Source organism: Intestinimonas massiliensis (ex Afouda et al. 2020), assembly GCF_001244995.1.
Taxonomy (GTDB): Bacteria; Bacillota; Clostridia; order Oscillospirales; family Oscillospiraceae; genus Intestinimonas; species Intestinimonas massiliensis.
This window is the reverse complement of record NZ_LN869528.1, coordinates 181,693-206,557: the sequence shown is the minus strand read 5'-3', so window position 1 is coordinate 206,557 and position 24,865 is coordinate 181,693. Positions and strand designations below refer to the sequence as shown.

The following is a 24,865-nucleotide window of genomic DNA, read 5'->3' as shown; positions in this document are numbered from 1 at the left end:
GGTTTACACCGCTGGGGAGGGACCTGCCTGGTTTTAGCGGGCCAAAAAATCCTCCAGCACGGCCTGGAGCTGGGCCAGAGTCAGGGTGCCGCCGGGGTCCAGGCGGCCGCCCTCGGACCAGTTCAGCACGCCGGCGTCGCAGGCCCAGTAGAGGGAGTCGTCCGCCCAGGGAGAGATGTCGGCGTAGTCGTTGCACTCCGCGGCACCGGCGGGGAGAAAGGTGTCCCGGCCCAGGATGCGGGCGTACCGCCGGAGGGCCACTGCCAGCTCCTCCCGGGTCAACGGCCGGTCCGGAGAAAAGCGGCCGTCGCCCGTGCCCAGCAGCAGCCCGGCCTCACGGCACCAGGCCGCGGCGGTGGCGCCGTCGTCGTTCCGCGCTACATCCGAGAAGGCGCCGCCGGCCGCGAAGGGGACGGCACCGGCGCTCTCCCACAGCAGGACGGCCAGGTCCATACGCGCGGCGGGTGGCGCCGCCGCCACCACGGCCGGATTGAGGAAGAGCAGCAGGACAAGGACCAAAAGCGCGGCGGCTGTGCGCATGAGTATCCCTCCTTTTACAGAGAAGATACCATACTTGGCGCAATAAGGCCGTCGAATCGGCCCGCCGATTGTTACCGATCGGACACCTCAAAAGCCGGATGGTTGGAGGTGCCATCCGGTTCAGAGCAGAACAAGAGGTCCCACCCCCAGGTGGGACCTCTTGTTTATTGGACGCGGTTGTTCAGGGCCTCTCCCTGTGCATAGCGCCGCAGATTTTCCACGGCAATGTCCACGATGCGCGCCAGGGTGACATCTAGGTGGAAGCCGCCGGCGCAGTGTGGGGTGAGGATCAGATTTTCCACATCCCAGAGAGGGTGATCAGGGGGCAGGGGCTCCGGCTCAGTAACGTCCAGCGCGGCGCCCCACAGGTGGCCGGAGCGGAGAACTTCCTCCAGGGGGATCAGATCCACGGCGGAGCCCCGCCCGGCATTGAGCAGGATGGAGCCCGGCTTCATGGACTCCAGGCGCTTTTCGTCCAGGATGTGGACGGTTTCCGGCGTGTGGGGGAGGACGAAGGCCGCCACGTCGGCCTGGGGCAGCCACCGGTCCAGCTCGGAGATGGGGTGAAGAGCGTCGAAGGCGGCGGGGACCGGACCGACGGTACGCTTGAGCCCCACGGTCCGGGCGCCCACGGCCTTGCACAGCCCGGCGAAGGCGGTGCCGATGTCGCCGGCCCCCACCACCAGCACCAGCGCGTTCCGCAGGCTCTTCACCGTTCCGCGGTCGGTCCAGTGGTGGTTCCGCTGCTCGTCCCGGTACTGGGGCAGCTTTTTGCAAAGGGCCAGCAGGCAGGCGAACAGGTGCTCCGACACCGCGGGACCGTAGGCCCCGGCGGCGGAGGTGAGCATGCAGCCCTCAGGCAGCATCCCGGGGCGCTGATAGACGTCGGTGCCCGCGCTCCAGGTCTGGAGCCATTTCAGGCCCGGGGCATGGGACAGATGGGCGCGGGTGGGGCAGCCGATCACCACGGTGGCGCCGTCAAAGCCGGCGGGGTCTCCCTCCCGCAGGGTGCCGCCGTTGATGTCCATCCGGGGAAGGAAGCGGTGCTCCGCCTGGGGGGCGGCCGCGCGGAAGCGCTCCTGCTGGGCGGGGGTCAGCGGGAGCAGATTGACAACGATTTCGGACATGGGTCAGAAGCTCCTTTCCGCGGCCTGGCCGTCCTCGGGGGGCTGGGCGGCCGGGGCCTCCTGGCCGGGGACGGAGGAAAAATTCTGCCGGGAGTCGGCCTTGGCGGCCTGCTGGGCGATGAGCTGCTCTTCCCGGGCGGCGTCCTCTTTTTGCTGGCGCTCCAGACGGGCCTGCTCCTTCCGGCGTCGGCGTCGGAAAGCCTTCCACTCCAGCACGCCGCCCAGCACGGCAAAGAGCAGGATGAGGCCAAAGGTGCAGATGAGCCCGGCGGTGGGGGCAAAGTCCCCCTCCAGGCCGCCCACAAAGTTACCGGACAGCCAGCCCAGCACGCAGCCCACGTAAAAGAACAGGGCAAACAGTTTTCGGCGGAAGAGCAGGGCCAGGGCGCCCAGAGCCCCCAGCACAGCGTAGACAGCGGCGATCTGGGCGGTGACGAAAACCCCCGCGGTCATGTAATAGGCGGCGCAGGCCGCCACCAGAAACACGATAAAGGCGGCCACGCCGGTCAGAAGGGTAGCGCTGCTGAAGGATTTCTTTTTCATCTTCAAGCCCTCTTTCAAAAAACCCCCTCCGCGTCAGCGGCGGGGGTTTTCCAGGAATCAGTTCATTTGCTTGCGGCGGGAAATGTTCAGGGTGCCGTCGGCCATGTCGCCCACCCACTCCAGGCTCTTGCCGGTGCCGTAGGCCACGCAGGAGATGGCGTCGTCGGCCACATGGGTCTCGATGCCGGTGTGGGACTCGATGAGCTTGTCGAAGCCCCAGACCAGGCTGCCGCCGCCGGTCATTACGATGCCGTTGGTGGAGATATCGGCCACCAGCTCGGGGGGCGTGCGCTCCAGCACGCCGTGGATGGCCTCCAGAATGCGGGTGGAGACCTCCTCAAAGGCCTCGATCATCTCGCTGGAGGACACGGAGAACACCCGGGGCAGGCCGGTCATCAGGCAGCGGCCCTTGATCTCCACGGTCTGCTCCTCCGGGCGGGGGAAGACGCAGCCGATCTGCATTTTCAGCTCCTCGGCGGTGCGCTCACCGATCAGTACATTGTGCTTGCGCCGTATGTACTTCACGATGGCCTCGTCGAACTGGTCGCCGGCGATCTTGATGGAGGTGGACTCCACGATGCCGCTGAGGGAGATGACGGCGATGTCGGTGGTGCCGCCGCCGATGTCCACCACCATGTGGCCGTCAGGCTGGGTGATGTCTATGCCCGCGCCGATGGCGGCGGCCAGAGGCTCCTCAATGAGGTAAACCTTCCGGGCGCCGGCCTGGACGCCGGCGTCGATGACGGCGCGCTCCTCCACCTCGGTGATGCCGGAAGGCACGCAGATGACCACCCGGGGCTTGAACAGCCGGAAGGAGGTCACCTTGCGGATGAATTCCCGCAGCATCCGCTCGGTCATGTCGTAGTCGGAGATGACGCCCTCCCGCAGGGGCCGGATGGCCACAATATTGCCGGGCGTGCGGCCCAGCATCTTCTGGGCGTCGGTGCCCACCTTCAGCAGCTTGCCGGTGTTCTTGTCGATGGCCACCACCGAGGGCTCCCGCAGCACCACGCCCTTGCCCTTGATGTATACAAGGATGGAGGCGGTGCCAAGGTCGATTCCAATATCTTTACTGAACATACCTGCACCTCGAAATCTGTTTAGCTTTTCCTTTATTTTAGCCCAGAAACCCATGGTTAATCCCCTTTGCATGAGCCATTATCCGTATCGCCAGAGCTATCCTCCCTATTATATCGGGTGTCCCGGCGCATTTCAACCATATTTTCAAAAAGAAGACACGTCCGCGGGCGTTTCGTCAGCAGGAGCGCCGGGACCGGGCCAGGGCGGCGCAGACCACGTCGGTGGCTCCGGCGGTGCGGAGCACCCGGGCGCACTCGGACAGGGTGGAGCCGGTGGTGACGATATCGTCGATGAGCAGGACGCGCCTGCCCTCCACCAGCGCGGGATCGGTGACCTGATAGGCGCTGAGCACGTTGGCCCGGCGGGAGGCGTCGTTTTTCCCCAGGCCGGACTGGGCCTCGGTGTCCCGCACCTTACACAGGGTCTCGGCCGCCACGTCGTCCAGCGCCAGCGCCGCCGCCGAGGCCAGCAGCATGGCCTGGTCATAGCCCCGCTGGCGCAGCCGCGCCCGGGACAGGGGGACCCAGGTGATGAGGTCGTACCGTCCGGCCAGGTGGTCCTGGACGCACTGGGCCACCAGGCGGCCATAGGTCCGGCTGTAGCCCCGGACCCCCTTAAATTTATAGCGGTGGAAGGAGGCGCGGACCTGGTCCTGATACCACAGCGGGGAGGCGCACAGGGAGAAGAACTCCCCTGTCTGCTCCGCCTCGGCCCCCAGGGCCCAGGGCAGCTCCTGCTGGCAGCGGGGGCAGATGCCCTCCTCCCCGCGGTGGAGCAGTCTGCGACAAAACACGCACCGGGGCGGGAAGAGAAGGTCCAGCAGCGCGCCCAGCGGTCGGCTCATGATGGGTCCTCCGTCTGGATGGGGCCGTGCTCCTGCTCAAAGGTCCGCACACAAGTGGTGATGAGATGGAGTATCTGCCTGCTCATAGAGCGCCCATCGTATTGGGCAATATACTTCAGCTTGTCATGAAGCTCGGCATCCATGCGGATGCTTAGATGTTTGCGCTCTTCCATATACTTCGCCTCCTCATATCCGGGTTAAACAAAGCATATCCTTTGCAGTGAAAATAAGATTATTGTTAGTGTATTTTTACGGCTTAAAATTTATGTAAGGACGATGGTGGGCGCTCCCGATGAGGCATTTTATCCCCGCCTACATGACAGGAGAAGGGCCGCGCCGGTCCGGCGCGGCCCCCGGTCAGTTGAACTTGTAAATCTTCCGGGCCAGCCGGTACAGGGATACCGACAGCTTCCGGCCCTGATAGCCGGGAAAGTTGCTGACGATGGAGAAGGAGCGATACTTCATCCGGTGGAACAGCCGGGGGGAGGCCGTGCGCAGATACTCCCACAGCTCGGTCTTTTTCCCCAGGGCTGCGGGGGAACCGTCGATGATGAGGAAGATGGAGGAGATGGTCATCATCATGGCCAGGTAGTTGAACATATAGTGCCCCAGCCGCCGGTGTTGGGCGGAGATCTGGGTCAGGTCGTGGCTGCCGATCATGAGGCGGGTCACCCGGAGCTGCTGGTCCACCCGCTTAACCATGACCTGCTCGTTGACGCTCTGGTCGGCCCGGCCGATGAAGTAGCGGTAGAAGTCCAGGTTCATGTAGTACAGAGTCTTGACGTAGGGCAGGGGCTGGTAGACAAAGATGTTGTCCACATAGAAGGTGTGCTTGGGCAGCTCCAGCCCGCACTGGCGCAGCAGCTCGGTGCGGTAGAACACCGAGTGCATCAGCAGATACTGGGAGGGGCGGAACCGGTCGATTTCGTCCCAGGTAAACACCCGTCCCTGGGGGAACACGTTGGTATACCGCATGACCTTTTGGGTGTGGTCCTCCACGTGCTCGTACACATAGTTGCACACCAAAAGGTCCACCGGCTCCGGCATCTGAGAGAACTCCCGCAGCTTGTCCACCACCTGGCGCAGAGCGTCCACGTCGGCCCAGTCGTCGGAGTCCACCACCTTGTAGTAGAGCCCCTGGGCGTGGCGCAGGCCCTGATTCACCCCCTCGCCGTGGCCGCCGTTCTCCTGGTGGATGACCCGGACGATATCGGGGTACTGCTGGGCATAGCGGTCGGCGATGGCGCCGGTGTTGTCCCTGGAGCCGTCGTCCACCAGGATGATTTCCACCTCGTCGCCTCCCTCCAGGAGGGTGTGGATGCAGTGCTCCATGTAGTCCTGCGAGTTGTAGCAGGGGACCGCGAATGTCAGAAGTTTCACAAAAACCGCTCCTATGATTTGGTCAGGAGGCTGTCGCAGAGCTCCAGGGCCCGCCCCGCGATGGCGTCCATGTTGTAATATTTATATTCGGCCAGCCGGCCCAGCAGGTGGAGGTTGGGGTACTCCGACGCCAGGGCCGCGTACTTGGCGTAGAGGGCGTTGTTCTCCGGGTTGATGATGGAGTAGTAGGGGGTCTCGCCAGGGGCCCCGGTGTAGGCACGGGAGTACTCCTTCATGATGGTGGTAAGGCCGGGCAGATCCTGGCCGGTGAGGTGCTTGAACTCGGTGATGCGGGTGTAGTCCTGGTCCACTGTGTAGTTTACCGTACCGTGAGTCTGGTAGAACTGCTTCTCGTAGGTCTCAAACCGGAAGTCCAGGGTGCGGTAGGGAAGCTGCCCAAACCGGAAGCCGAAGAGCTCGTCGGCCTGTCCGGTGAAGATGACCGCGCCGGTAAAGGGCGCGCCGTCCAGGGTGACTGTTCCGCCCTCCAGCTTCACCCGGTCGCGGGCCTCCACGCCCAGCTCCACGGTGATGTTGGGGTGGTCCAGGATTTTTTGGAACATGGGCGTGTAGCCCTCCAAGGGCATCCCCTGGTAGGCGTCCTGGAAGTACCGGTCGTCCCGTGAGAGGCGCACCGGCACACGGGCGGTGGTGGCCGGGTCGATCTCCTCGGGGGTCTGGCCCCACTGCTTCATGGTGTAGTGGACGAAGACGTGCTCGTACACGTATTCCGCAATGGCGGCGATCTCCGGGTCGGGGTTCTGCCGCAGCTCCAGAATCGTCACCTGGCTCTGGGCGGGGTAGGCGTCCAGAAGCTTCTGCCCCAGCCGTTTGCCATCCTGGGCGCCGAAGGCATTTTCCAGGGAATCCAGGTTGAAGGGCACCGGAAAGCAAAAGCGGCCGTCGGACTTCTTGCGGGCCGGGACCACCTCCGGGTTGTCCCGGGGCAGATTCGCGATGACCCGGTGCTGATAACGCCGCCAGCCGGTGAACCGGGAGAGCCAGTCGAAGACCCGTTTGTTGGAGGTATGGAAGATATGGGGGCCGTATTGATGAATGAGCACGCCGTGGGCGTCGGGGCAGTCGTAGGCGTTGCCGCCGATGTGGTCCCGGCGCTCCAGCACCAGCACCCGCCGGCCGCCCCGCTCGGCCAGCTCCCGGGCCGCCACGGCCCCGGCGTAACCCGCACCGATGATCAGACAGTCAAAGGAATTCTCCATCCGATTCACACCTTTTTCAGGATTTCTTGTAGGTTGCTTCTTCATTTTACCATAGGAGGGGCTGGAAAGGAACGAAAAAAGTATTAAGGTTTCCTTAAAAGTTTTTAGTTGCCGTCAAACATATATTTAAAAATAATACCCATTTATTCTTAAAATGAGACAAATTAAAAACATTTTCTAAATTGTAATTTTGCACATGTTTGGAAAACTAGTTACAAAACCTTCCGAATTTCCTTCGACAGAAAGTCGATATCAGTGTGCGTGTAGTGTTCCGTTACGTCCTTGTCTGCATGACCGAGGATGCGCTTCACTGCTAGCTCGTCTACGCCTGCTACCTTCATACGGGAGGCTGCCGTATGCCTGCACCAATGCGGGGTGGCGCCATCCGCGCCAAGTTCATGGACGACTGCCGGAAAGACTTTTTCGCGGAACCATTTTGAAGGTACCGGGCGGCCATTGGCTCTGCATATAATGGTGCCCGCTCCCTTGGAAAGCCACTGATCCAAATATGGCTTGATCTGCGGGTGAACGGGGACGATGCGATCACGCCCTGCCTTGGTCTTCAACCCGCCCTGGAGATACCCGCCCTCGGCGTGGTAGGCCGCAGGGGTCAGGGTCAGAAATTCGGTAATCCGAAAGCCCGTATAACAGAGCATCAGCACCGCGTCGGCCCACGGGAAACCAGACTCCGCCAGGGATTTCAGCTTCTGGATCTGCTGCTCGTCAAAGGCCCCCTTTTCTCGTTTTTCCCCCACGGCGGGAAGCTCCACGAATGCGGAACAGTCCTTCCGCACGATGTCACGCTCCATAGCAAATTTGTAGAGCGCCTTCATCAGGATCTTGTCGTTCGTGATGGACGATTTGGACATACCGTTAGCCTCATCATCGTCAATGATCTGCTGGAGGTCGTCCACCGTGATCCGGTCCATGGGCCGTTCGGCCAGGGAGGCAAGGCGCGCCCAGGAGGCCCGGTAAGAGACCACAGATGCCGAGCCGACACGGGTATACTTCCGGGCCGACCACTGGCCATAGACCTCCTGCAGCGTTACTGGCGCAACCCTAGGCTTGACTTCTTGGCGGTTGTAGGCCTCCAGTGCGTCCTGAGCCTCGCGGCTGGTGCGGTGATAAGACAGATACCGCTGTTTCCACAGGCCCGGTCGGGCCAGATAGGACACCCGGACGGCATAAGGCCGCCGACGGTTGGGACCCAGATTCACGATGGACCCAGTGCCGTTCGCTCTTCTCATTGACAGATTCCTCCTATTCCGATAAAATAGAAGGGTGAATGGGCCTCAAGCTATTCACCCCTTTTCCGCCGTCCCTGGTGTTGGTAGCGCCGGGGGCGGTTTTTTATTGCACTTTTTTGAGCTGGGCCACTTCCCGGTTGAGTTTCCGCACAGATGCCTCCAGGGCGGTCAGCCGACCGTCGATGATATCCATATCCTCCTCGCTGGGCATCCGGCGTAGAATTTCCTCCTGCCCCTCGGCTAGCAGGTTGAACTTTGGCGTGACCTCGTTCTCGATCAGAACGCCTACCTCCTGCATGATCTCCCGCTTCTGCTGGGCCAGCAGTTCATTGGTCTCGCCTATGATTTCTTTTTTCATATCCTGCATCAACTGCGCGATTGCCTGTAGATCCTTTTCTTCTAGCATGCCCATGCTCCTTCCTTTGCTGGCGGCGCTACCACCCCAGGAAATTCTCCCAGCGGCTCGGCGGCCACTGGCTCCGGCCTTTTTTATTGATCCATGGCATCTATTTCGTCTTGCGTGAGCAGGCGCTGTCCATGTAAGTCATATATGTAAATATAGTTCATTCCATTGGAGCGGACAGAAAACCCAATAGCGTGGTTCCTGCGTTGATAAAACCATTTTTCCCCGTCATCTTGTTTTTGTATTGGTTCTCCGAGTATTTGTACCAGATCTTCAGCAGTAGAATCGATATTGATTCCCCCGTAGGTTTCCCAGCGATCGTTTGGGTATTCAATGGAAAGCGAGTCTACTTTACCATTCTCGTAAGTAACACACAAATAGCCTTCATATAGATAGTAATCGTATTGAGGAATGGGCGCCCCCAGGAGTTTGTCCACCTGCGATTTGGACTGGCCGAGCCGTACCCCTATACCCAAATCAGAAGAATAAAAAGCATCCGTGTTCAAATTGGAAGCCGTGACTTTTGCCCCGTTCAGGTAAATAAAAAATCCAATGGCAACGACAAGAGCAAGAGCGATGCCCAACATTTTTTTATGCGAGGTTGTATTCTTTACGCTCGAAGTTTCTGACTGGTTGGAGGGCTCATTATCGGACACGGGGGCTGACGATGCTTCACTCGCATCTACAATAGGGATGGCATTATCAATGGGATATCCACAATGAGGACAACTTTTTGCTTGATCGGAAATCTCTTGCTGACATTCTGGACATTTTGTTAGCGACATAATACTTCCCTCCTATTTTCTGTGCGGTGTTGTCCTAGAATTTTGCCCGAAGCTCGACCACTTTTCCAAGGATGCGGACGGGTAGGGTCTCAATGTCGTGGCTGGAATAATACATAGGATCATAAGCAGGGTTGTTTGGAATCAGTGTGATTCCGGTCGGCTCTTTTTTTATGCGCTTTACCGTGGCGCTATCTCCGTTAATCAAGACGACTACGATGTCTCCTGTCTCGGCGGTATCCTGCTTGCGAACGATAACCACATCACCTTCACGCATGGGCGGTTTAATGCTTTGGTTAAGTCGCTTTGCTGATGTCAAGCCAATAAGTATTACCTGGAATTCCGTAGAGGGTATACGTGGCATCTCCGACAGTTGTGGAAATGCCCTCATTAGATGCGTTTGGGAGACTGTCCTCAAACCAGGCGGTCAAAGTTTCTTCGTCGGCTGTATCATAGGGCAAAATGGAAATTGCGTAAAAGTACAAATCTGCAGATTGGTTTAGTTTTTGTGCGGAGGTAGAAACAGCCCCAGAAATGCCGAATGACGCACCGATAATCTCTCCATCTTCATCTATCGAAATAGAGTAGTCATATGTCACATCATCATTATTGGATCCAGAACTGGAGCAAGAGGCGTAACAATACGCAGCAGCTTCATCAGTCTTTATATTTTCGTTTGTCCATGGAACGCCAAATGATGACTCAAGTAATAGTCTAATGGTAGTTGCGCTCATTCCTGGAATACCTCTGTCGTCAAGCGGTTGCGATGCTGACGGAGATACGAGGCCTTGGGTAGGTGTGGGTGTGGTTGGTTCGGTAGATTGGTTTGCAGATGATTCACATGAGCAGAGCAGCAAGAGCAGGGTCGTGAGTAAGGTCAAAATTGTTCTCTTCATCGCAATCCCTTCTTCAGTCGTGTCTAATAGACACAGATTTATGCTCCGGCCTTCCTGTGGTAGTATTCTATCGCGCCCCGCATGAAAGGCTCGGTAACATCAAAATACTCGGCCAGCTCCCACGGCTCACGATATCCGTGGAGAACAGCCCGCATCAGCTCGTCCTCAGGGACGAGCTTTTGATATGCCCATTGATTGGCCCGGTTCTCATGCTTCTGCCGGACATCCAAAGCGGCATCTTCATTGTAAAAGCTGCCGGTCGAACAGTGGCCAAGCTCATGCCCAAGCTTGACTTTTTCCTCCGCCAGCGTGCTCAAGTACCAAGGATCCATAGCGATATAGCAATCTCCATCCGGGGCAACCATGGAGAGAGACTCGGCGCTCTCCATCGTAAACCAGTAAACCCAGATCCCATGCTGCCCGGCATAGTCGTAGAGATCGATGATATCATTCATCCCGTCTTTTCTCCTGCTTTTTTCTCTGGGCCACAAAAGCGGCAAAGTTCTTTACGTCGGCCCACATGGCATCCATATCTTCTGCGGAGAGGTCTCTGTCTCCGCCCCAGAAGGCGGCTTTGATATCATCCTCGGTGGCTGATGCATTAGCCCTTGAATCCAATTTACCTCCTAAGAGGTAATCAATGGAGACGTCAAAATATTCTGCTATCCGTTTAAGCGTATCGAAGTCAGGCTCGTACTTGCCGGTCTCATACCCTGAGAGTGCGGCCTGACTGACTGATACAGCTTTGGCCAAATCAACCTGTTTTATATTGCGTTCTAGCCGAAGCACCTTAATACGGTTCATAATATCAACCACCTTGATAGCATCATAGCGTATCAGCATACTGCTGAAAAGAGTATTTCAAGAAAATCAATAAAAATGCTTGACATATAAAGATGCTTGATATAATATAAAACTGTAATATCAAGATTCTTGAAATAAGAGAGGTGAATAAAATGAAAGGGCTTAAATCAATTCGAACCAAAAATGAATTGACACAAACGGAGCTGGCCAAACAACTGGGAGTTACCCAATCGACCGTAGCTATGTGGGAATCTGGGACTGTAATGCCAACGGGGGCAATGATCCCTCAGATTGCTGACGTATTGGGCTGCACGATTGATGCCCTCTATGGCCGGGAACCACCCGGACCCCAGGCCGATCAGGCCGCGAGCTGAAAGGAGAAAGCACCGATGAACGTCTATTCCGTATCAATCAAAGTAGATGATAAAGAGCTAAAGGAAATTCTGGAAGAGCTGACCAAGGCACAGGAAACCATATATCAGTGTTACAGCAGATTAAACAACCTCGGGATGATTGAGTTTTGTAAAAAGGAGGCCGCCAGCAGTAACTGACGGCGCCTATGCTATTTTTTCTCAAGTTCATCAACAAATGCACTGAGTACGGCTTTGATACTATCTCGCAGCTTATTTATATCACCGATACTCGCAGGATTGCTGGCGCTCCATGAATGAGGCATGGAGTCAATTTCAAATACCCGGATTGCTTTGCGCAGTCCATCAATGTCAATCATGAAACCACCTCCTTTCTCCGCCCACATCTTACCACAGGGCGGGGCGGGAGGCAACCAGGCCGATCTGGCCGCGAGCTGAAAGGAGGCGGGCTTACGGAAAATCTCATTACCTGTCCGATAGAACGCACTTTTAAGAGGAAGGGGGCGTAAATCTTGAACCGCAGAATACACCCAAAGCCACCCGCCCCGACGGATGAAGAAATTCTGTCCTATGATAACGTACCCCTGGCCGTGGCGGCCAGATACATCGGCTGGACGGAGATGGCGCTCCGCCTGGCATTGCGGGAGCAGAGGGCCCCCTTCGGGATGTCCGTTGAAGGGGAGTCCAGGTACACATTTAATATCAGCCCGGGCGGACTGGTCCGGTACAAAAGAGAGGGCGGGCTACTGATCCCGTTCGAGGCAATCTGCGAGGCAGTAAAGGAGGCGATGCGCGCATGACCCGCATCCGGGACAGCCTGCTGCTTGGGGGCATGGTCCTGCTTTGCCTGGGCCTGCCGCAGTGGGTGGAGTATTTCTTATCATGATCTGGAGGAGAACCTTATGTTTATGCCGAGCACTACGGAACAGAACAACATCAAGAAATGGCTGGAGCGACAGGTCCCGCCCCAGAGCCTGCGGCAGGTGGATACGCTGACCTGCAATGCAGTCCGCATTACGTACCGGGACGGCAAGACGGCCCTGATCATCTGTCAGCAAGACGGCACCATTACGCTGATGGACGACGTGGAAGCCTGTTGACTACCATCATTATACCCGCCGGGAGGAACAATTACCATGTACGACAACTACCGGAATATCTATCAAGCTGCGCGCAAGACTGCCGGTTTGACCCAGGAAAGAGCAGCCGAGGCCCTTGGCATCTGCGTTGAGAGTATCCGAGCCTATGAGCAGGGGCAGCGGGTCCCATCCGATGAAGTCGTGTCCAGGATGGTGGACCTCTATGATAACCGCTTCCTGGCCGTACAGCACCTGCGGGCCAACGCGGAGCTGGCCCGGCGCATCATCCCAGAGATGGCGGAGATGCCCCTGTCAGAGGCAATCATGCAGCTTCTCAGTCAGATCTATGCCTTTGCCGATAAGCATAGGGACAAGGATCTCCTATCCATTGGGGCCGACGGACGAATCGACAATGAGGAGAGGCCCCTATACGATAAGATTCTCTCCGAGGTGGAGGGACTGGGGAAGGCCGCCATGGCCCTGCGCTATGCGCAGGAGCACGCATAGGACAAACCAACTCAAACATTGGAAATTTGGAGGACGAGCCCATGAGCATAAAAAAAGTGGGCCCACGCGCCGACTGGCATCGACGCACAGGCCCTTGGTTCTGCTCTAAAAACCAGGTTCATTTTATCAGATTGAAAAGCGTTTTGCAAGGGGGTGGCAGCGGTGTCTTTTGAGACGACTTTAGCGGAGCTTGTCGCCAAAAGGGAGACCCGAGAAGCCCGAAGAGCCGAAGACTGGGCAAAGGCGCTGGACAAGCTGTCCGTCACCTTTGAGGCCGGCCACGGCGGAGGATACCCGGACTGCCTGAAAGGAAAAAAGCCGATGGAACGGCTGTCGCACCTGCGGAGCATCGGATTTCGGGTGTGGAAGCAGTTTGACCAGCCGGCCGACCCGGTCATGGGCCCGGAGGTCGATCAGCTCTGGGCTGTCTTGTCCGGCGGAATCGCGGTCTGCCTGACGGACGGATTTGTATGTCAACACGGGAAGGGGTGAAGCGAAGATGGAAGAGCGACCGGCCTACTGGGCTGTAATCCCCTCCTTCGTCCGCTACGACCCGGACCTGCCACCTAACGCCAAGCTGCTTTACGGAGAGGTTACCGCTCTCTCGGGCAAGCGGGGGTACTGCTACGCCCAAAACGGCTACTTTGCGGAGCTGTTCAGCCTGTCCGAACGGAGTATCAGCCGGCTTTTTGCGGTGCTGGTGGAGCGGGGTTACCTGCGGGTGGACGTGATCCGGGACGAGAGTACTCAGGAGGTCCTGGAACGCCGGATTTGCGCCGTCTACGACCAAGGCACACCGAACCACCCTCACGACAATTTTGTCGGGACCCCTCCTGACAATTTTGTCGAGACCCCTCCCGACAAAAATGTCGGGGAGAATAATACAAGTATAGAATATATACCCCCTATAGTCCCCCAAGGGGGACAGCTCCGAAAGCCAAAGGAACCGAAGAAGCTGAGAGCGCCCAAGAGCATCCCCACCTGGAAGCCGGAACGGTTCGAGGCATTTTGGAAGTTCTACCCCCGGCATGAGGACCGGGTGTCTGCTGTCCGGGAGTGGGACAGGCTCAAGCCGGAGGATGAGCTAATCGACGCCATCGCCCGGGCCCTCAAGTGGCAGGTCAGGGCCGAGGACTGGCCGGCGCCCTACGCCTGCCGGTACCTCCGAAACCAGCGGTGGCTGGACGAGCCCACCCCCAAGAGCAGCAAGGCAGCGCCCGTCAAGACCCAGGCCCAGCAGCTCACCGGCTGGCACACCGAGGTCATCGACGGGGAGGAGGTGATGGTCCCGGATGGATGAGCACACCTACGAGGCCCTGGCCGAGCAGAGTGTCCTGGGGTCCATCCTGGTAGATCCCCGCTGTCTCCCCGAGGTGGAGCGCTCTCTCAAGCCGGAGGACTTCCGCCTGGAGGCTGACTGTGCCCTCTACCGGGCCGCCCTGGCCCTGGAGCGGGAGGGCAGCGCACTGGACCCGCTCCTGATTCTGGACCGGGCCCGGAAGCTGGGGAGCCAGGTCTCCGCCCGGTACGCTATGGAGCTCATGGAGATTACCCCCACCGCTGCCAACGTGGGGGAATACATTAGGCTGGTCCGGGAGGACCGACTGCGGGATGGTCTGCTGGAGACGGCGGAGACCATCCGGGCAGGTGTGGCGTCCCGGGAGGACCCGGCCGCCCTCCTCTCCGCCGCAGGACAGCGGCTGGACGCCCTGGCCGCTCAGGGCAGCACCGGCAAGCTGGTCAGCCCAAACGACGGCATCATGGCCTACTACAGGCAGCGGGAGTCCGTGGAAGAAGGAGACGCCAAAGGCTATGTCTGCACGGGCTACATGGCCCTAGATGAGCTCCTGGGCGGCGGGATGCTCAACTCCGGCCTCTACCTGCTGGCTGCCCGGCCCGGCATGGGCAAGACCACCCTGGCCCTCAATATCGCCGACCGGGTGGCCCAGGTGGACCCGGTGCTCTTCGTCTCTCTGGAGATGGACACGGAGCAGCTCTCCGCCAAGCGCCTCTCCCGGGAGACCGGTGTCCCCTCCCAAAAGCTCCTCATGCAGGCCCTCACCCAAGACGAGGAGGACCGGGTGGCCGCGGCCGCCCGGAAGCTGGCGGGGCTGGCATTCTGGTCCAACGATACCCCAACAGTGACGGTGGACGACATCGGGGTCCTGGCCCGGAGCATCGGCGGGCTGCGGCTCATCGTAGTGGACTATTTTGGCAAGATCCTGCCGCCGCCGGAGGCCCGGCGGGCCGGGAGGTACGAGTACACCACGGAGATCTCCGGCGCCCTCAAAAACCTGGCAAGGACCCTGCATCTGCCCATTTTGGTCCTATGCCAGCTCAACCGGGAGGTGGAGGCCCGGCAGGACAAGCGGCCTAAGCTCTCCGACCTCCGGGATACCGGCGCTCTGGAGCAAGACGCCGACGGAGTGATCTTCCTCTACCGGGAGGACTACTACGCGGAGCGAGACAGCGTGGACCCCACCGTTCCCTCCCTCCTGGAGGTGGACCTGGCCAAGAACCGACACGGCGCCGTGGGCGGCTGCAAGCTGGCCTTTTCCATGGCCTCCAGTAAGATCGCCGGTATGTCCTACCGGCGGAAAATAAAGGAGGAGATTCCGGAGCAGTTCACGATACAGACGACCGGGCAGGACGAAGAGGACCCATTCAAGGAGGGAAACTGATTGCAGATCGGGGATAGAGTGCGCTTTAAGCCATCGGTTTTTGCCGAGGAAGCGTCCGTTGCCGTAGAGCGTCAAAATCCGAAGGTCCCCACAGTAGAGGGTACCGTTTGGTACATACATCCAGAGCGACGCTTTTACATCGTAGAGTACAAGGTAAATGGGCACACCTTGAGGCAAACTTTATATTTTAACCAACGCTGAAAGGAGTTTGACCATGGGAAAGACTATGGGAAAAACGAATGATCTCTGTCCTCTCCAGGCCGAGTGTGAGAAGAAGTGCACCTATGTCGGCCGGGAGCTGGAGTGCCCTTATTATTACAACAACGCCCGGCCGGGCGCTGAGATCGACGACCAGGAGAAGTTGCGCAGAGCCCGGTGGAGAGAGGCCGAGGAGGCGGAGCTGGCCGCTATGTCGGGCTACAAACCTGAGCCTGGCGAGCGGACCATCGAAACCGTCACCGGGGAGATCCTAGACCTCAAGCGGACTGCCGGGGAGGCCATCTTGGACATCGGCGCCCGGCTCATAGAGGCCAAAGGGATGCTTTCCCATGGGGAGTGGCTGCCCTGGCTCACCGAGCAGGTTGAGTTTTCGGAGCGGACTGCCCAGAACTTTATGCGTCTTGCCAGAGAGTGGTCAAATCCGCAGACGCTTGCGGATTTGGGAGCCTCCAAAGCCTTGGCGCTCTTGGCCTTGCCGGCGGAGGAGCGGGAACGGTTTCTGACCGAGACCCACGAGGTGGACGGCAAGGAAAAGCCTGTTATCGACATGTCCGCCCGGCAACTGGAGCAGGCCATCAAGGAGCGGGACGAGGCCCGGAAAGCCGCCGAGGCCGCCAGGGCCGACGCCGCCGCTGCGGAGCAGGCCCGGGCGAAGATGGAGGCCGACATGAAGCTGGTCAACGCCACGCTGGAGTCGGCCCGTGCGGAGAAGGAACAGGCGGATCGGGAGGCTGCCCGCCTGGAGCAGGAGCTGACTGAGCTGAAGAACCGGCCGGTGGACGTGGCGGTGGAGACTGTGGTGGACCAGGAATCCATCGAGCAGGGCAGGGCAGAGGCCATGGCCGAGATGCAGGCAAAGCTGGACAAGGCCAAGGAGGCGAAGGCCAAGGCCGACGAAAAGCGCAAGGCCGCCGAGGCTGCTCTGGAGCAGGCCCAGGTCCAGCTCAAGGACTCCGAGCAGGCCCGGAAAAACGCGGTGCTCACCTCGGATGAGGACATTGCCATGTTCAAGGCATTCTTTCAACAGACTCAGGAGAACGCCAACAAGATGAGGGGCATCCTGCTCAAGCTACGGGGCCGGACTGACCATACCGCCGCCCAAGGGGCGGAGAAGGCGCTGAGGGCCCTGGCCGAGGCCATCGGGAGGTGTGCGGAATGATCCAGGAGGCGATCCGGAAGCTGAAAGAGCAGCAGAGCAAGGTAAAGGAGCGCTCCCCTCAGTGGATGGTGGCGGAGCAGCTCATGGACCTGTGCCGGGCGGAGCCGGCGTGTGCCGAGCTCCTGGCCCAGGACCTGGAGGTGGAGGCCATGTCCATCGTGGAGGCGGAGAAGAAGATCAAGGCCTTCGCGGACAGCCACAAGAGCGGGGGCTTTGCCTGTGTCACCCCGGCGGAGTCCGACCGCATCCTACGGGAGTTCTACGGACTGCCCCAGCGGCAGGAGTCCGGCTCTACCGGCCTCCTCGGGCTGGATCTGGCCGACTTCTGGGGGTGAGGACATGGAGGATGTGCGTAAACTGGTGTCCCGCCAGCCGCCGGAGGGCTTTCTCACCTGGGCCTCGGCAATCCTTCAGGATGAGCTGGACACCCACGGTTTCATCTATGAGCTGGAGTGGGTGGAGGACTACGGCCTGGACGTGATGCTGGACGAGTGGGCCAGACCCCGGAAGCGGAAGATGGTCCGCGTGCAGTGCTCCTGTTGCGGCTATCTGGATCTGTACCACTACGGCCGGGGACAAAAGGGCTATGGATTTATCCTGCCGGAGAGCTTTACCGAGGTAGAGGGCGGGATGGTGTACGAGGATGGGGAAGAGATCCTCTGCCCCAACTGCGGCGTTCAGGTCCAGATCCGCCGGAAGGCGGACCTGCGGCGGAAGGGCTATTTTGTCTCCGCCGAGGGACGGGCTATGAGCGCCGCCGTGGTGGGCCCCGATCACCTGCTGGCCCTGACGGGCTGGGTGATCCAGAGAAAGGTGTCCTTCGGAGGTGGGGAGCACCTGGATGCCATCCCGGCGGAGTCCTATGTGTTCTCCGCTTCGGACTGCACCCAGCTCAAGGGCTGGAGCAACGCCTACAGCGGCCATGCCGGTTATTTCATCCAGTACAACCGGGAGTGGCGGCAGCCCCGGGATTGGATGGAGCAGTGGGGGGAGGAGGACAACATCTTCGGCCTCACCGATGAGCTGGTGGCGGAGAGCTGCCTGCCCCACTGCAAGCTGGACGTCTATATGGAGGACCGGCCCGGAGCGTTCCACTTCCCGGTGGCCTGGCTGCGGCTCTATCAGGCCCACCCCAATGTGGAGGCGGCGCTGGTCCACGGTCTGCCACAAGTGCTGGACGATCTCATTTACAGCCAGGTCCGGGCAGCCAAGTGGGACAAGAACACGAAGGGCAGGCTGGATATCCCTGAGCTGGACTGGAGCCAGACCAGGCCCGCCAAAATGCTGCACCTGAACCGGGAAGAGCTGCGCCTGGCCCGGGAGCAGGACTGGAACCAGCTCTTTTGGGACCTGTTTCGATACAGCAAGGCGGCGGGGGAGCTCCTGACCGGGGAAGACATCGTCAACGCCTTCTACCTGGGCGACGAGCATGTGGGACAACTGGTGGGCCGCGGCCCAGTGGCCAAGAGCATCCGGTACCTGCTTCAGCAGTGCGGGCAGTGGGAGGCCAACTACGTCCCGGAGCCGGAGGACGAGGACCCGCCGGCGTATGCCCAGGTACCGGATGTGCAGATCCTCACAGATTACTGGGACATGGCGGAGCGGCTGGGCTGGGACCTGAGCAATGAGCGAGTGCACTACCCACATGATCTGTTCGCCGCCCACGACGAGGCCACCGCCCAGATGTCCCAACTGGAGGAGAAGGGGCTGGCGTCCAAGTTTCGGGTACGTCGGATGGTGCTGCGCAAGTACGCCTTCGCGGCGGACGGCCTGCTGATCCGGCCAGCGGCCAGCCAGCAGGAGCTGACCGATGAGGGCAACGCCCTCCACCACTGCGTCAGCACCTATGGGAAGAAGCACGCCAACGGGAAAACGGCCATTTTCTTCATCCGGAGGAAGAACATGCCCCGGAAGTCCTTCTACACCCTGGAGCTGGATGAACGGAAGCTGACAGTACAGCAGAACCGGGGGATGCGGAACTGCCCACGAACCCCGGAGGTGCGGGCCTTTGAGGACCTGTGGCTGAGCTGGGTCAGGGCCGGTGCGCCCAGAGACAGCGCTGGGAAGCCGATATGCAGAAAGGCTGTCCAGCCCAGTACGGCGTGAGACTGACGAGGCGATGAGGACCAAAAGGAGGCGGAAACGTGAAAAGGATACCCGTATGCAGGCAGTGCGAGCACATGGAGTTGACCGGCAGAGCGCGAATTACTGGCAACAGCCGCCCGGAAGGGCCGCGCGGAGACTGTATGTGTAAGCACCCCACGGCTGTGGAGACTTTCTCGCGAGTTTGCCCGCACAGCCCCAGGATGGCGGCCTTTATTGGATTCACGAAACCCGGCGAGGAATATCCGAACATCAAGACATCGCCGCGCTGGTGCCCCCTGCGCGAGAATGGAGAAGCCTAAAGGAGGGTTGAACATGGATAGGTTGACTGTAAGACGATCAGATGGACGGGTTGCCATTGCGAATAAAGACGGTGCTACACCGACAGAGCAAGCGTTTAAGATTCCAACGGTAATCAACCGTCTCGCCGCCTACGAGGACACAGGCCTGGAGCCGGAGGAAATCAAAAAAATCAAGCAGGATGTCGAAGATGGCTATATGAAGTCTACCGCTCGATGCTATGGGATCAATGTCTCCCGCCTCCGTGAGCTGGCCCGGGCTGACCGGGAGGGGCGGTGCGGAGGATGAGGCGACGAAAGGAGGCACACGTGAAACCGATCCTGTTTAACACCGAAATGGTGCGGGCGATCTTGGATGGGCGGAAGACCGTCACGCGGAGGGTGGTGATGCCGCAGCCGAAAGCAGCACTGTTCCCTATGCCGGATTCAATGTGCTGGCCTGGATGCTTTGCGAACGCCGAGGAACCCATGGTTTACCGCCCTCCCTATAAGTCCGGCGACATCCTGTATGTGCGGGAGACCTGGGCGGAAATGCCCTACGGATTTGTGTACCGAGTAGATGGAGAGGAACCGGATGGTTGGGATTGTGATGACCGCTGGCGTCCATCCATCCACATGCCCAAGGAGGCCGCGCGGATATTCCTGCGGGTCACCGATGTGCGAGTGGAGCGGCTGCAGGAAATCTCTTACACGGAATTGCTTGCTGAAGGAGTTATTCCACTCGGTCATTTGCCTGGCGGCTGCAAGTGTTCCGCATACACTGATGGCTGCATGGATGGCCCGTGTGTTAACAGGGACAATTATGAGTTTTGGCGATATGCTACCCCGTTTATAAAGTTGTGGGATCGCACCGTCAAACCCGCCGACCGGGATACTTCCGGTTGGGATGCAGATCCCTGGGTGTGGGTGATCGAGTTCGAGCGGATCAGCAAGGATGAGGCCCTTGGAGGTGGCGGTAATTGAAGAAATACTCTGAATTGTTGGAATGCTGGGAACAAGAAGCCTATCACGACCATTACGGCGAAGATTGGCTGGCTGAGATTGGTGAGGGCGTGAAGTTTTATGCCGTTACATGCGAAGCGGAGGGAAAGCGGCCGACCTTTGCTGGGCTAATCCGGTACATCAAAAAAAAAGAGATGCTGCTCACCGACGGAGGAGGGACAGGATGACTGAACCGAAATGCTCCAACTGCTTTATGCGCGGGGTGTGTAAGGCGCATAGTGTTTGCGAAGATTGGGACGGGGACTGCCAGATATGCAACTTAGCCGGTGAGCCGGTTTTGCGGGACTACTGCGTGGATTGCGACTAGGAGGAGGATGTGGACGATGGCTGAACTGAATGTATGCATATTTTGCGGGAAGGAGCCGGAGAAACCAAGAGTATACGGATATCAGCTTACCCCCAGGCGCAATACATGTTATTGCATTGACCATTCTTGCGACAACGGTTTACTCGTTAGCGTACATGGATTTTCGCGGGAAGAAGTTGTTGAGAAGTGGAACAAGATTATGTCCGCCGCCGATGTTGCGCCAGTGGCGCGGTGTAAGGACTGCAAAATGAACCCCGTTGAAATGTACATATTTAAGAAAGCCCTGGCCCACTACGGCCCAGAAGCGCAGATCAAGATGCTGTACGAAGAGATGGCGGAGCTGCAGCTTGCCGTCTGTAAGCATGGCCGCGGCGCTGACAATCTCGATAACATCGCCGAAGAGCTCGCGGACGTTGGCATCATGCTCGATCAGATGCGGCTGCTCTTTGACGTTGCCCCGTTATCGGAGGCCAAGCGCGGCGAGAAGGTGGCCCGGCTGGCGGAAAGGATGGATAGAGATGAGGATCGATGAACTAATTTTGAGCCTGCGCCGAGGGATCCACGGGTGCGCGATACTCCGCGAGGTCAAGCAAAGATTGATCGATCTTGAGTGGCGGGACCCTGACGTCGAGATCCCGAGGGACGATAGCTTTATCCTTGCGCTGGTAAGCGGGAAGCCAAAAGCGAATATCACACTGATAAGCGCTGCTTGCATTGCAAGCTATTGCGATAGCGATGGGTGGATCGTTGAAGAATACCCCGAGTGGGAGAATCCCACGGTGGAATGGTGGATGCCGATACCGAAGCCGCCGGAGATGAGCGAATGAAACAAGACCTGTGCGGGGCCTGCCTACCAGGATCGTTTGCGGGGACAGTTCTGACGCGGGACACCCGGCATAGGGCCGGAATAGTAAACAGATTGGCCAACAAAAGATAAAAGGGAGGGCGGGGCATTGCCACGCCTATTCCCATCGAAAGAAAGGGCTGTTATATGGGACATGAAGTAATGATTTTAAAAGTGCCGGGAATGACTAAAGTCTCTTGCGTAGAAGAAATGCGGGATTATGTCCTAGAATGCCTGCAGCTTGGACTGCTCATCATCGGACAGGACGTCTCATGGGAGTTCGTGGACGTCCCTGATCTGGGCGGCGTTACCATTTTTGGCGCCGATGTTGATGCAGTTCAATTCATAAACCGCACGTCCCTAGGTCCAACACAGCCGCAACCAGATCCTCCCGCGGAGTCAGATGCAGACCAGAGCAATTTTACGGGACGGTATGCGGCCGAAAAGCGGGCGGTTTATGATCGGCTGCTGTGCTTTCGCCAAGCGCGGGGTCTTGGGTGTCTGCGTGAACTCGTGGGCGGCGACCTGACAGAGACCATGCTTAGGTCGGCTCTCCTTGGAGAAAAGCTGACAATCGGCGATTGGAGGCTCATCGATCAGGCGTTAGCCCGGGCGGAGGGTTAAAATGGCAAAGCGAATCAAAACAGTCACTGGAGGCCGTCTGTCTGCTGTTGTTTGCTATACCATACCGACTGTCCGAGATGACCCGGAAGAGCGGGCACGCCGAGGCCGAATGTCAAAGGAGGCCCAAGAGCTGATCAACATGCGCAGGTCATGGCAAAAGCTGGAGATGATGCTGGCAGCCAATTTTTGCGCGAGGGATCTGCATGTGGTGCTGACCTATGGCGACCAGCATCTTCCCCCAGACCGGGATGCCGCAAATAAGCTGCTCCGCAAGATGTTGTCCCAACTTCGAAAATACCGGAAGGCACGTGATATGGATACAAAGTACATATACGTCACTGAGCAGCTATCGGCCGAGGGTGGCCGACTCCACCATCATATGGTACTCAATGGCACGGGGAATGATGTGGATATCATCCGATCCCTCTGGCCGTATGGCCAGGTGGAGATAGAGCAGTTAGATGTATGGACGGGGTATGAGGCGTTGGCAAAGTACCTGACTAAAGAGCCAAGGGAAGTCGGGAAAACAGAAAACGGAGCGAGGACCTGGACTCCATCCATCGGCTTGGCAAAGCCAAAAGCGGAAAGCGACAATGTTAAGGACAATGTAACAGTTATGGCCCCACCTGGGGCGATCATTTTGGACCGCAGAGAAAAGCATAACGAGTTTGGCGATTATCTGTATCTCAAATACATCATGCCGGAAAAGAAGGAGCTGAAGAAAGGCCAAAGACCACCGCGCAGGCGGAAAAAGGAATAGCCCTCGCGTCTTTTATCTGTCTGGAAACCATCTGTAACAACCCCAAGGGGAAAAGAGAAAGTCGGTGAAAAGGTTGCAATATCCCTCTGAATCTGATAAACTGACCATAAGGAACGGATGGCTTATGTGCCCTGTCTGCGGAAAGGGCAAGGTCCTGAAGCTCCTGGACCACACCATCGCCCATGATCTTCCGGTGTATTGCCGGAGGTGCGGAAAAGAAAGCATTGTGAATATCGAAGCGCCTGAGCCAGCGTCCCATGAGACCAGCGCCTGAGCCAATGACAACCCGTGATGGGTGTCGTGGCTTGGGCGCTTTTTGTTTGCCTGGAGGTGATAGCCCATGGCCTTAAAGCCGCTCCGGCCATGCAGACATCCTGGTTGCCATATGTTGACCCGAGATGGGTATTGTCCAGCCCATAAGCCCAAGCAGGCACAGCGCCGCGAAAGTGCCGAGTGGCACTGGATGTACTTCACCCCGGAGTGGACCGACATGCTCCGGCCGGGCCAGTTGTTGCTGGAGCCATTCTGCCGCGAGTGTGCCCGGCGCGGCCTGCGGACTCCGGCGACACGGGTGGACCACAAGGACCCACACCGTGGGGACTGGGCGAAATTCACTGACCCGAGTAATTTGCAGAGCCTGTGCGAACGCCATCATAACCAGAAGACGGCTCTGGAAATGGCCGAAAGACAGCGTAAATTGCGCCAAAAGTAAACGCCTCGACCGGGTAAAAGCGGACCAGGCTTAGGCGCATGCGCATGTGCCCGGGTCACGCTCGCGCTTAGTATCTACGACGCCGAAGGCGTCGGATACCCTCACCCCGCCCCGAGAAAGTTTCAACGGGCAGACGCATAACCACAGGCAGCCCTCTGTGCGAGATTTTTTCCCCACGGGAGATTTTTCGGGCTGCGGCCGGGAGACTTTAGCCGGCGATCCGTTTAGCCGGCGATCAGGATAGGAGGCGGCCAAAATGGCCAGAGGAAAGAAAACACCAGCGGTGCGCGTTGCCTGCCGTGGCGACGTGATGAAGCGCGTGGAGGAGATCGTCCCCTACGCCCGTAATGCCAAGATTCACAGCGAGGACCAAATTGCCCGGTTACGGGCCAGCCTGCGGGAGTTCGGCTTCGTCCGTCCACTCCTCATCGACGCCCAGGGTAATCTGCTCGCCGGGCACGGGACCCTGGAGGCCGCCAAGGCTGAGGGCATGACGGAGGTGCCCTGCAATCTGGTGGAGGGGCTCACCGATGCACAGCGCCGGGCCTACATCCTGGCTGACAATAAGCTGGCTGAGCTGGCCGCCTGGGACGAGGCCATGGTCGGTCTGGAACTGGAGGGGCTGGAGGAGCTCGGGTTTGACCTGACGCTCACGGGCTTCACCCCGGAAGACATCCAGATCGATGAGGTTGCGGCACCGGAGGAGACCGCCGAGGACGAGGCGTCTCCAAAGCTCCGCAAACGCTACACCTGCCCGCAGTGCGGGTGTGAGTTCGACGCAAAATAGTATCCGGCGGGGGCCTGGAGGGAGGTAATGTCATGTCCGGAACACGGCAGACACTGGAGGTGCTGGAGGGTAGTGGGAAAAAGCACCTGACCAAAAAAGAAAAGGGCGAGCGGGCAGCCGCCGAGGTCCGGGCCGAGGTCCCGAAGCAGATCCGGCCGCCGGAGTACCTGCCGGAGGCCTTGAAGAAGGAATTTCGGGCCTTGGGCGGCAAGCTGAAGGAGGCCGGGCTCCTGACTGTTCTGGATTACGACACCCTGGCCCGGTACCTGCTGGCCAAGCAGAGTTATCTGGCCGCCACGCAGGAGGTGCTGAAAATCCAGCGGGGACGGACGGAGGCCGGAAAGCGGGTGATCGACATGGAAGCCCTGGACGGGGCGACCCGCGTTCAGGACCGATTCTTCAAGCAATGCCGTGGAGCGGCCAACGACATGGGCCTGACCGTCACCAGCCGGTGCCGCTTGGTGCTGCCGCCGGGCGCGGGTGGAAAGGCGCCGGAGGAGAACCCATTTGAGCGGATGATGCGGGAGCGGATGCACCGTGCCTGA

Annotated in this window: 38 protein-coding genes; 22 read left to right on the top strand and 16 right to left on the bottom strand. The window is 59.0% G+C overall.

The features are described from left to right. Positions 1-33 precede the first annotated feature (33 nt). The 15 genes from BN2154_RS01260 to BN2154_RS01200 form a co-directional block, all read right to left on the bottom strand. A complete protein-coding gene (locus BN2154_RS01260) occupies positions 34-540 on the bottom strand; it encodes an S-layer homology domain-containing protein (protein WP_050617068.1) in 507 nt (168 codons plus the stop codon). Between the two features lie 164 nt (positions 541-704). Further along, the gene (locus BN2154_RS01255; protein WP_050617067.1) at positions 705-1,667 is read right to left on the bottom strand and encodes a D-2-hydroxyacid dehydrogenase; all 963 of its coding nucleotides are present in this window, start codon (positions 1,665-1,667) and stop codon (positions 705-707) included. Between the two features lie 3 nt (positions 1,668-1,670). Then, a complete protein-coding gene (locus tag BN2154_RS01250; protein WP_050617066.1) occupies positions 1,671-2,210 on the bottom strand; it encodes a hypothetical protein in 540 nt (179 codons plus the stop codon). A gap of 57 nt (positions 2,211-2,267) precedes the next feature. Continuing rightward, positions 2,268-3,290: a rod shape-determining protein gene (locus BN2154_RS01245; RefSeq protein WP_050617065.1), complete on the bottom strand. Its 1,023-nt coding sequence runs from the start codon at positions 3,288-3,290 to the stop codon at positions 2,268-2,270. Between the two features lie 175 nt (positions 3,291-3,465). Further along, complete coding sequence (locus tag BN2154_RS01240; protein WP_050617064.1) at positions 3,466-4,134, bottom strand: ComF family protein; 669 nt, start codon at positions 4,132-4,134, stop codon at positions 3,466-3,468. Then, a complete protein-coding gene (locus BN2154_RS15970; RefSeq protein WP_195892286.1) occupies positions 4,131-4,307 on the bottom strand; it encodes a type II toxin-antitoxin system antitoxin in 177 nt (58 codons plus the stop codon). Before BN2154_RS15970 ends, BN2154_RS01240 begins: the two co-directional genes overlap by 4 nt. 184 nt (positions 4,308-4,491) lie before the next feature. Next, positions 4,492-5,514: a glycosyltransferase family 2 protein gene (locus tag BN2154_RS01235; RefSeq protein ID WP_050617063.1), complete on the bottom strand. Its 1,023-nt coding sequence runs from the start codon at positions 5,512-5,514 to the stop codon at positions 4,492-4,494. An 11-nt stretch (positions 5,515-5,525) separates the two neighbouring features. After that, positions 5,526-6,734 (bottom strand): UDP-galactopyranose mutase, encoded by a 1,209-nt coding sequence (gene glf / locus BN2154_RS01230; protein WP_050617062.1) that lies wholly within the window; start codon positions 6,732-6,734, stop codon positions 5,526-5,528. Positions 6,735-6,946: 212 nt separating this feature from the next. Next, on the bottom strand, positions 6,947-7,981 hold the full coding sequence (locus BN2154_RS01225) for a tyrosine-type recombinase/integrase (protein ID WP_050617061.1): 1,035 nt from the start codon (positions 7,979-7,981) through the stop codon (positions 6,947-6,949). Between the two features lie 103 nt (positions 7,982-8,084). Further along, a complete protein-coding gene (locus BN2154_RS01220; protein ID WP_050617060.1) occupies positions 8,085-8,387 on the bottom strand; it encodes a hypothetical protein in 303 nt (100 codons plus the stop codon). An 83-nt stretch (positions 8,388-8,470) separates the two neighbouring features. Further along, complete coding sequence (locus tag BN2154_RS01215) at positions 8,471-9,169, bottom strand: zinc ribbon domain-containing protein (RefSeq protein WP_094762298.1); 699 nt, start codon at positions 9,167-9,169, stop codon at positions 8,471-8,473. Between the two features lie 34 nt (positions 9,170-9,203). Beyond that, entirely contained in the window at positions 9,204-9,485 is a 282-nt protein-coding gene (locus BN2154_RS01210; RefSeq protein WP_368013979.1) for a S24 family peptidase, read from the bottom strand. Continuing rightward, positions 9,463-10,062 (bottom strand): hypothetical protein, encoded by a 600-nt coding sequence (locus BN2154_RS15965; RefSeq protein ID WP_195892304.1) that lies wholly within the window; start codon positions 10,060-10,062, stop codon positions 9,463-9,465. The genes BN2154_RS01210 and BN2154_RS15965 overlap by 23 nt, the downstream gene beginning before the upstream one ends. 38 nt (positions 10,063-10,100) lie before the next feature. Further along, complete coding sequence (locus BN2154_RS01205) at positions 10,101-10,517, bottom strand: ImmA/IrrE family metallo-endopeptidase (RefSeq protein ID WP_050617058.1); 417 nt, start codon at positions 10,515-10,517, stop codon at positions 10,101-10,103. Continuing rightward, positions 10,510-10,866 carry a helix-turn-helix domain-containing protein gene (locus tag BN2154_RS01200; protein WP_050617057.1) on the bottom strand — a complete coding sequence of 119 codons (357 nt, stop codon included), beginning with the start codon at positions 10,864-10,866 and terminating at the stop codon, positions 10,510-10,512. Before BN2154_RS01200 ends, BN2154_RS01205 begins: the two co-directional genes overlap by 8 nt. Positions 10,867-11,018: 152 nt before the next feature. Between BN2154_RS01200 and BN2154_RS16540 the strand changes: the two genes are divergently transcribed. Next, complete coding sequence (locus BN2154_RS16540; protein ID WP_094762295.1) at positions 11,019-11,240, top strand: helix-turn-helix transcriptional regulator; 222 nt, start codon at positions 11,019-11,021, stop codon at positions 11,238-11,240. A 15-nt stretch (positions 11,241-11,255) separates the two neighbouring features. Next, complete coding sequence (locus BN2154_RS15625) at positions 11,256-11,417, top strand: hypothetical protein (protein ID WP_154666616.1); 162 nt, start codon at positions 11,256-11,258, stop codon at positions 11,415-11,417. Positions 11,418-11,428: 11 nt separating this feature from the next. Here BN2154_RS15625 and BN2154_RS15620 read toward each other — a convergent pair whose 3' ends face one another. Continuing rightward, complete coding sequence (locus BN2154_RS15620) at positions 11,429-11,596, bottom strand: hypothetical protein (RefSeq protein ID WP_154666615.1); 168 nt, start codon at positions 11,594-11,596, stop codon at positions 11,429-11,431. A gap of 153 nt (positions 11,597-11,749) precedes the next feature. Between BN2154_RS15620 and BN2154_RS01195 the strand changes: the two genes are divergently transcribed. The 20 genes from BN2154_RS01195 (at position 11,750) to BN2154_RS01100 (ending at position 24,865) form a co-directional block, all read left to right on the top strand. Then, complete coding sequence (locus BN2154_RS01195; protein ID WP_094762294.1) at positions 11,750-12,037, top strand: hypothetical protein; 288 nt, start codon at positions 11,750-11,752, stop codon at positions 12,035-12,037. A gap of 108 nt (positions 12,038-12,145) precedes the next feature. Continuing rightward, a complete protein-coding gene (locus BN2154_RS01190) occupies positions 12,146-12,337 on the top strand; it encodes a hypothetical protein (RefSeq protein ID WP_154666614.1) in 192 nt (63 codons plus the stop codon). A gap of 36 nt (positions 12,338-12,373) precedes the next feature. Beyond that, positions 12,374-12,823, top strand: coding sequence for a helix-turn-helix domain-containing protein (locus BN2154_RS01185; RefSeq protein WP_050617055.1), 450 nt, complete (start codon positions 12,374-12,376; stop codon positions 12,821-12,823). A 162-nt stretch (positions 12,824-12,985) separates the two neighbouring features. Further along, complete coding sequence (locus BN2154_RS01180) at positions 12,986-13,315, top strand: hypothetical protein (RefSeq protein ID WP_050617054.1); 330 nt, start codon at positions 12,986-12,988, stop codon at positions 13,313-13,315. Positions 13,316-13,322: 7 nt separating this feature from the next. Then, entirely contained in the window at positions 13,323-14,123 is an 801-nt protein-coding gene (locus tag BN2154_RS01175) for a helix-turn-helix domain-containing protein (protein ID WP_050617053.1), read from the top strand. After that, on the top strand, positions 14,116-15,504 hold the full coding sequence (locus BN2154_RS01170) for a replicative DNA helicase (RefSeq protein WP_050617052.1): 1,389 nt from the start codon (positions 14,116-14,118) through the stop codon (positions 15,502-15,504). The genes BN2154_RS01175 and BN2154_RS01170 overlap by 8 nt, the downstream gene beginning before the upstream one ends. Before the next feature lie 226 nt (positions 15,505-15,730). Next, positions 15,731-16,882, top strand: coding sequence for a DUF3102 domain-containing protein (locus BN2154_RS01160; protein WP_195892285.1), 1,152 nt, complete (start codon positions 15,731-15,733; stop codon positions 16,880-16,882). Further along, positions 16,879-17,217 carry a hypothetical protein gene (locus BN2154_RS01155; protein WP_050617049.1) on the top strand — a complete coding sequence of 113 codons (339 nt, stop codon included), beginning with the start codon at positions 16,879-16,881 and terminating at the stop codon, positions 17,215-17,217. The genes BN2154_RS01160 and BN2154_RS01155 overlap by 4 nt, the downstream gene beginning before the upstream one ends. A gap of 4 nt (positions 17,218-17,221) precedes the next feature. Then, positions 17,222-18,988: a PcfJ domain-containing protein gene (locus BN2154_RS01150; protein WP_050617048.1), complete on the top strand. Its 1,767-nt coding sequence runs from the start codon at positions 17,222-17,224 to the stop codon at positions 18,986-18,988. Positions 18,989-19,300: 312 nt separating this feature from the next. Next, the gene (locus BN2154_RS01145) at positions 19,301-19,573 is read left to right on the top strand and encodes a hypothetical protein (RefSeq protein ID WP_050617047.1); all 273 of its coding nucleotides are present in this window, start codon (positions 19,301-19,303) and stop codon (positions 19,571-19,573) included. Positions 19,574-19,593: 20 nt separating this feature from the next. Continuing rightward, positions 19,594-20,247, top strand: a complete 654-nt coding sequence (locus BN2154_RS01140; protein ID WP_050617046.1) for a hypothetical protein — start codon at positions 19,594-19,596, stop codon at positions 20,245-20,247. Continuing rightward, positions 20,244-20,453, top strand: a complete 210-nt coding sequence (locus BN2154_RS01135; protein ID WP_050617045.1) for a hypothetical protein — start codon at positions 20,244-20,246, stop codon at positions 20,451-20,453. Before BN2154_RS01140 ends, BN2154_RS01135 begins: the two co-directional genes overlap by 4 nt. A gap of 156 nt (positions 20,454-20,609) precedes the next feature. After that, entirely contained in the window at positions 20,610-21,125 is a 516-nt protein-coding gene (locus BN2154_RS01130; RefSeq protein ID WP_050617044.1) for a nucleoside triphosphate pyrophosphohydrolase family protein, read from the top strand. Beyond that, the gene (locus tag BN2154_RS01125; RefSeq protein ID WP_050617043.1) at positions 21,112-21,420 is read left to right on the top strand and encodes a DUF551 domain-containing protein; all 309 of its coding nucleotides are present in this window, start codon (positions 21,112-21,114) and stop codon (positions 21,418-21,420) included. The genes BN2154_RS01130 and BN2154_RS01125 overlap by 14 nt, the downstream gene beginning before the upstream one ends. A gap of 164 nt (positions 21,421-21,584) precedes the next feature. Then, positions 21,585-22,061, top strand: coding sequence for a hypothetical protein (locus BN2154_RS01120; RefSeq protein ID WP_050617042.1), 477 nt, complete (start codon positions 21,585-21,587; stop codon positions 22,059-22,061). 1 nt (position 22,062) lies between these two features. Beyond that, positions 22,063-22,821 carry a rolling circle replication-associated protein gene (locus BN2154_RS01115; protein WP_050617041.1) on the top strand — a complete coding sequence of 253 codons (759 nt, stop codon included), beginning with the start codon at positions 22,063-22,065 and terminating at the stop codon, positions 22,819-22,821. A 124-nt stretch (positions 22,822-22,945) separates the two neighbouring features. Continuing rightward, entirely contained in the window at positions 22,946-23,095 is a 150-nt protein-coding gene (locus tag BN2154_RS16535) for a cysteine-rich KTR domain-containing protein (RefSeq protein ID WP_094762293.1), read from the top strand. Between the two features lie 66 nt (positions 23,096-23,161). Next, positions 23,162-23,533: an HNH endonuclease gene (locus BN2154_RS16530; protein ID WP_050617040.1), complete on the top strand. Its 372-nt coding sequence runs from the start codon at positions 23,162-23,164 to the stop codon at positions 23,531-23,533. 256 nt (positions 23,534-23,789) lie between these two features. Continuing rightward, positions 23,790-24,320, top strand: a complete 531-nt coding sequence (locus BN2154_RS01105; RefSeq protein WP_050617039.1) for a ParB/Srx family N-terminal domain-containing protein — start codon at positions 23,790-23,792, stop codon at positions 24,318-24,320. A 32-nt stretch (positions 24,321-24,352) separates the two neighbouring features. After that, a complete protein-coding gene (locus tag BN2154_RS01100) occupies positions 24,353-24,865 on the top strand; it encodes a phage terminase small subunit P27 family (protein WP_050617038.1) in 513 nt (170 codons plus the stop codon).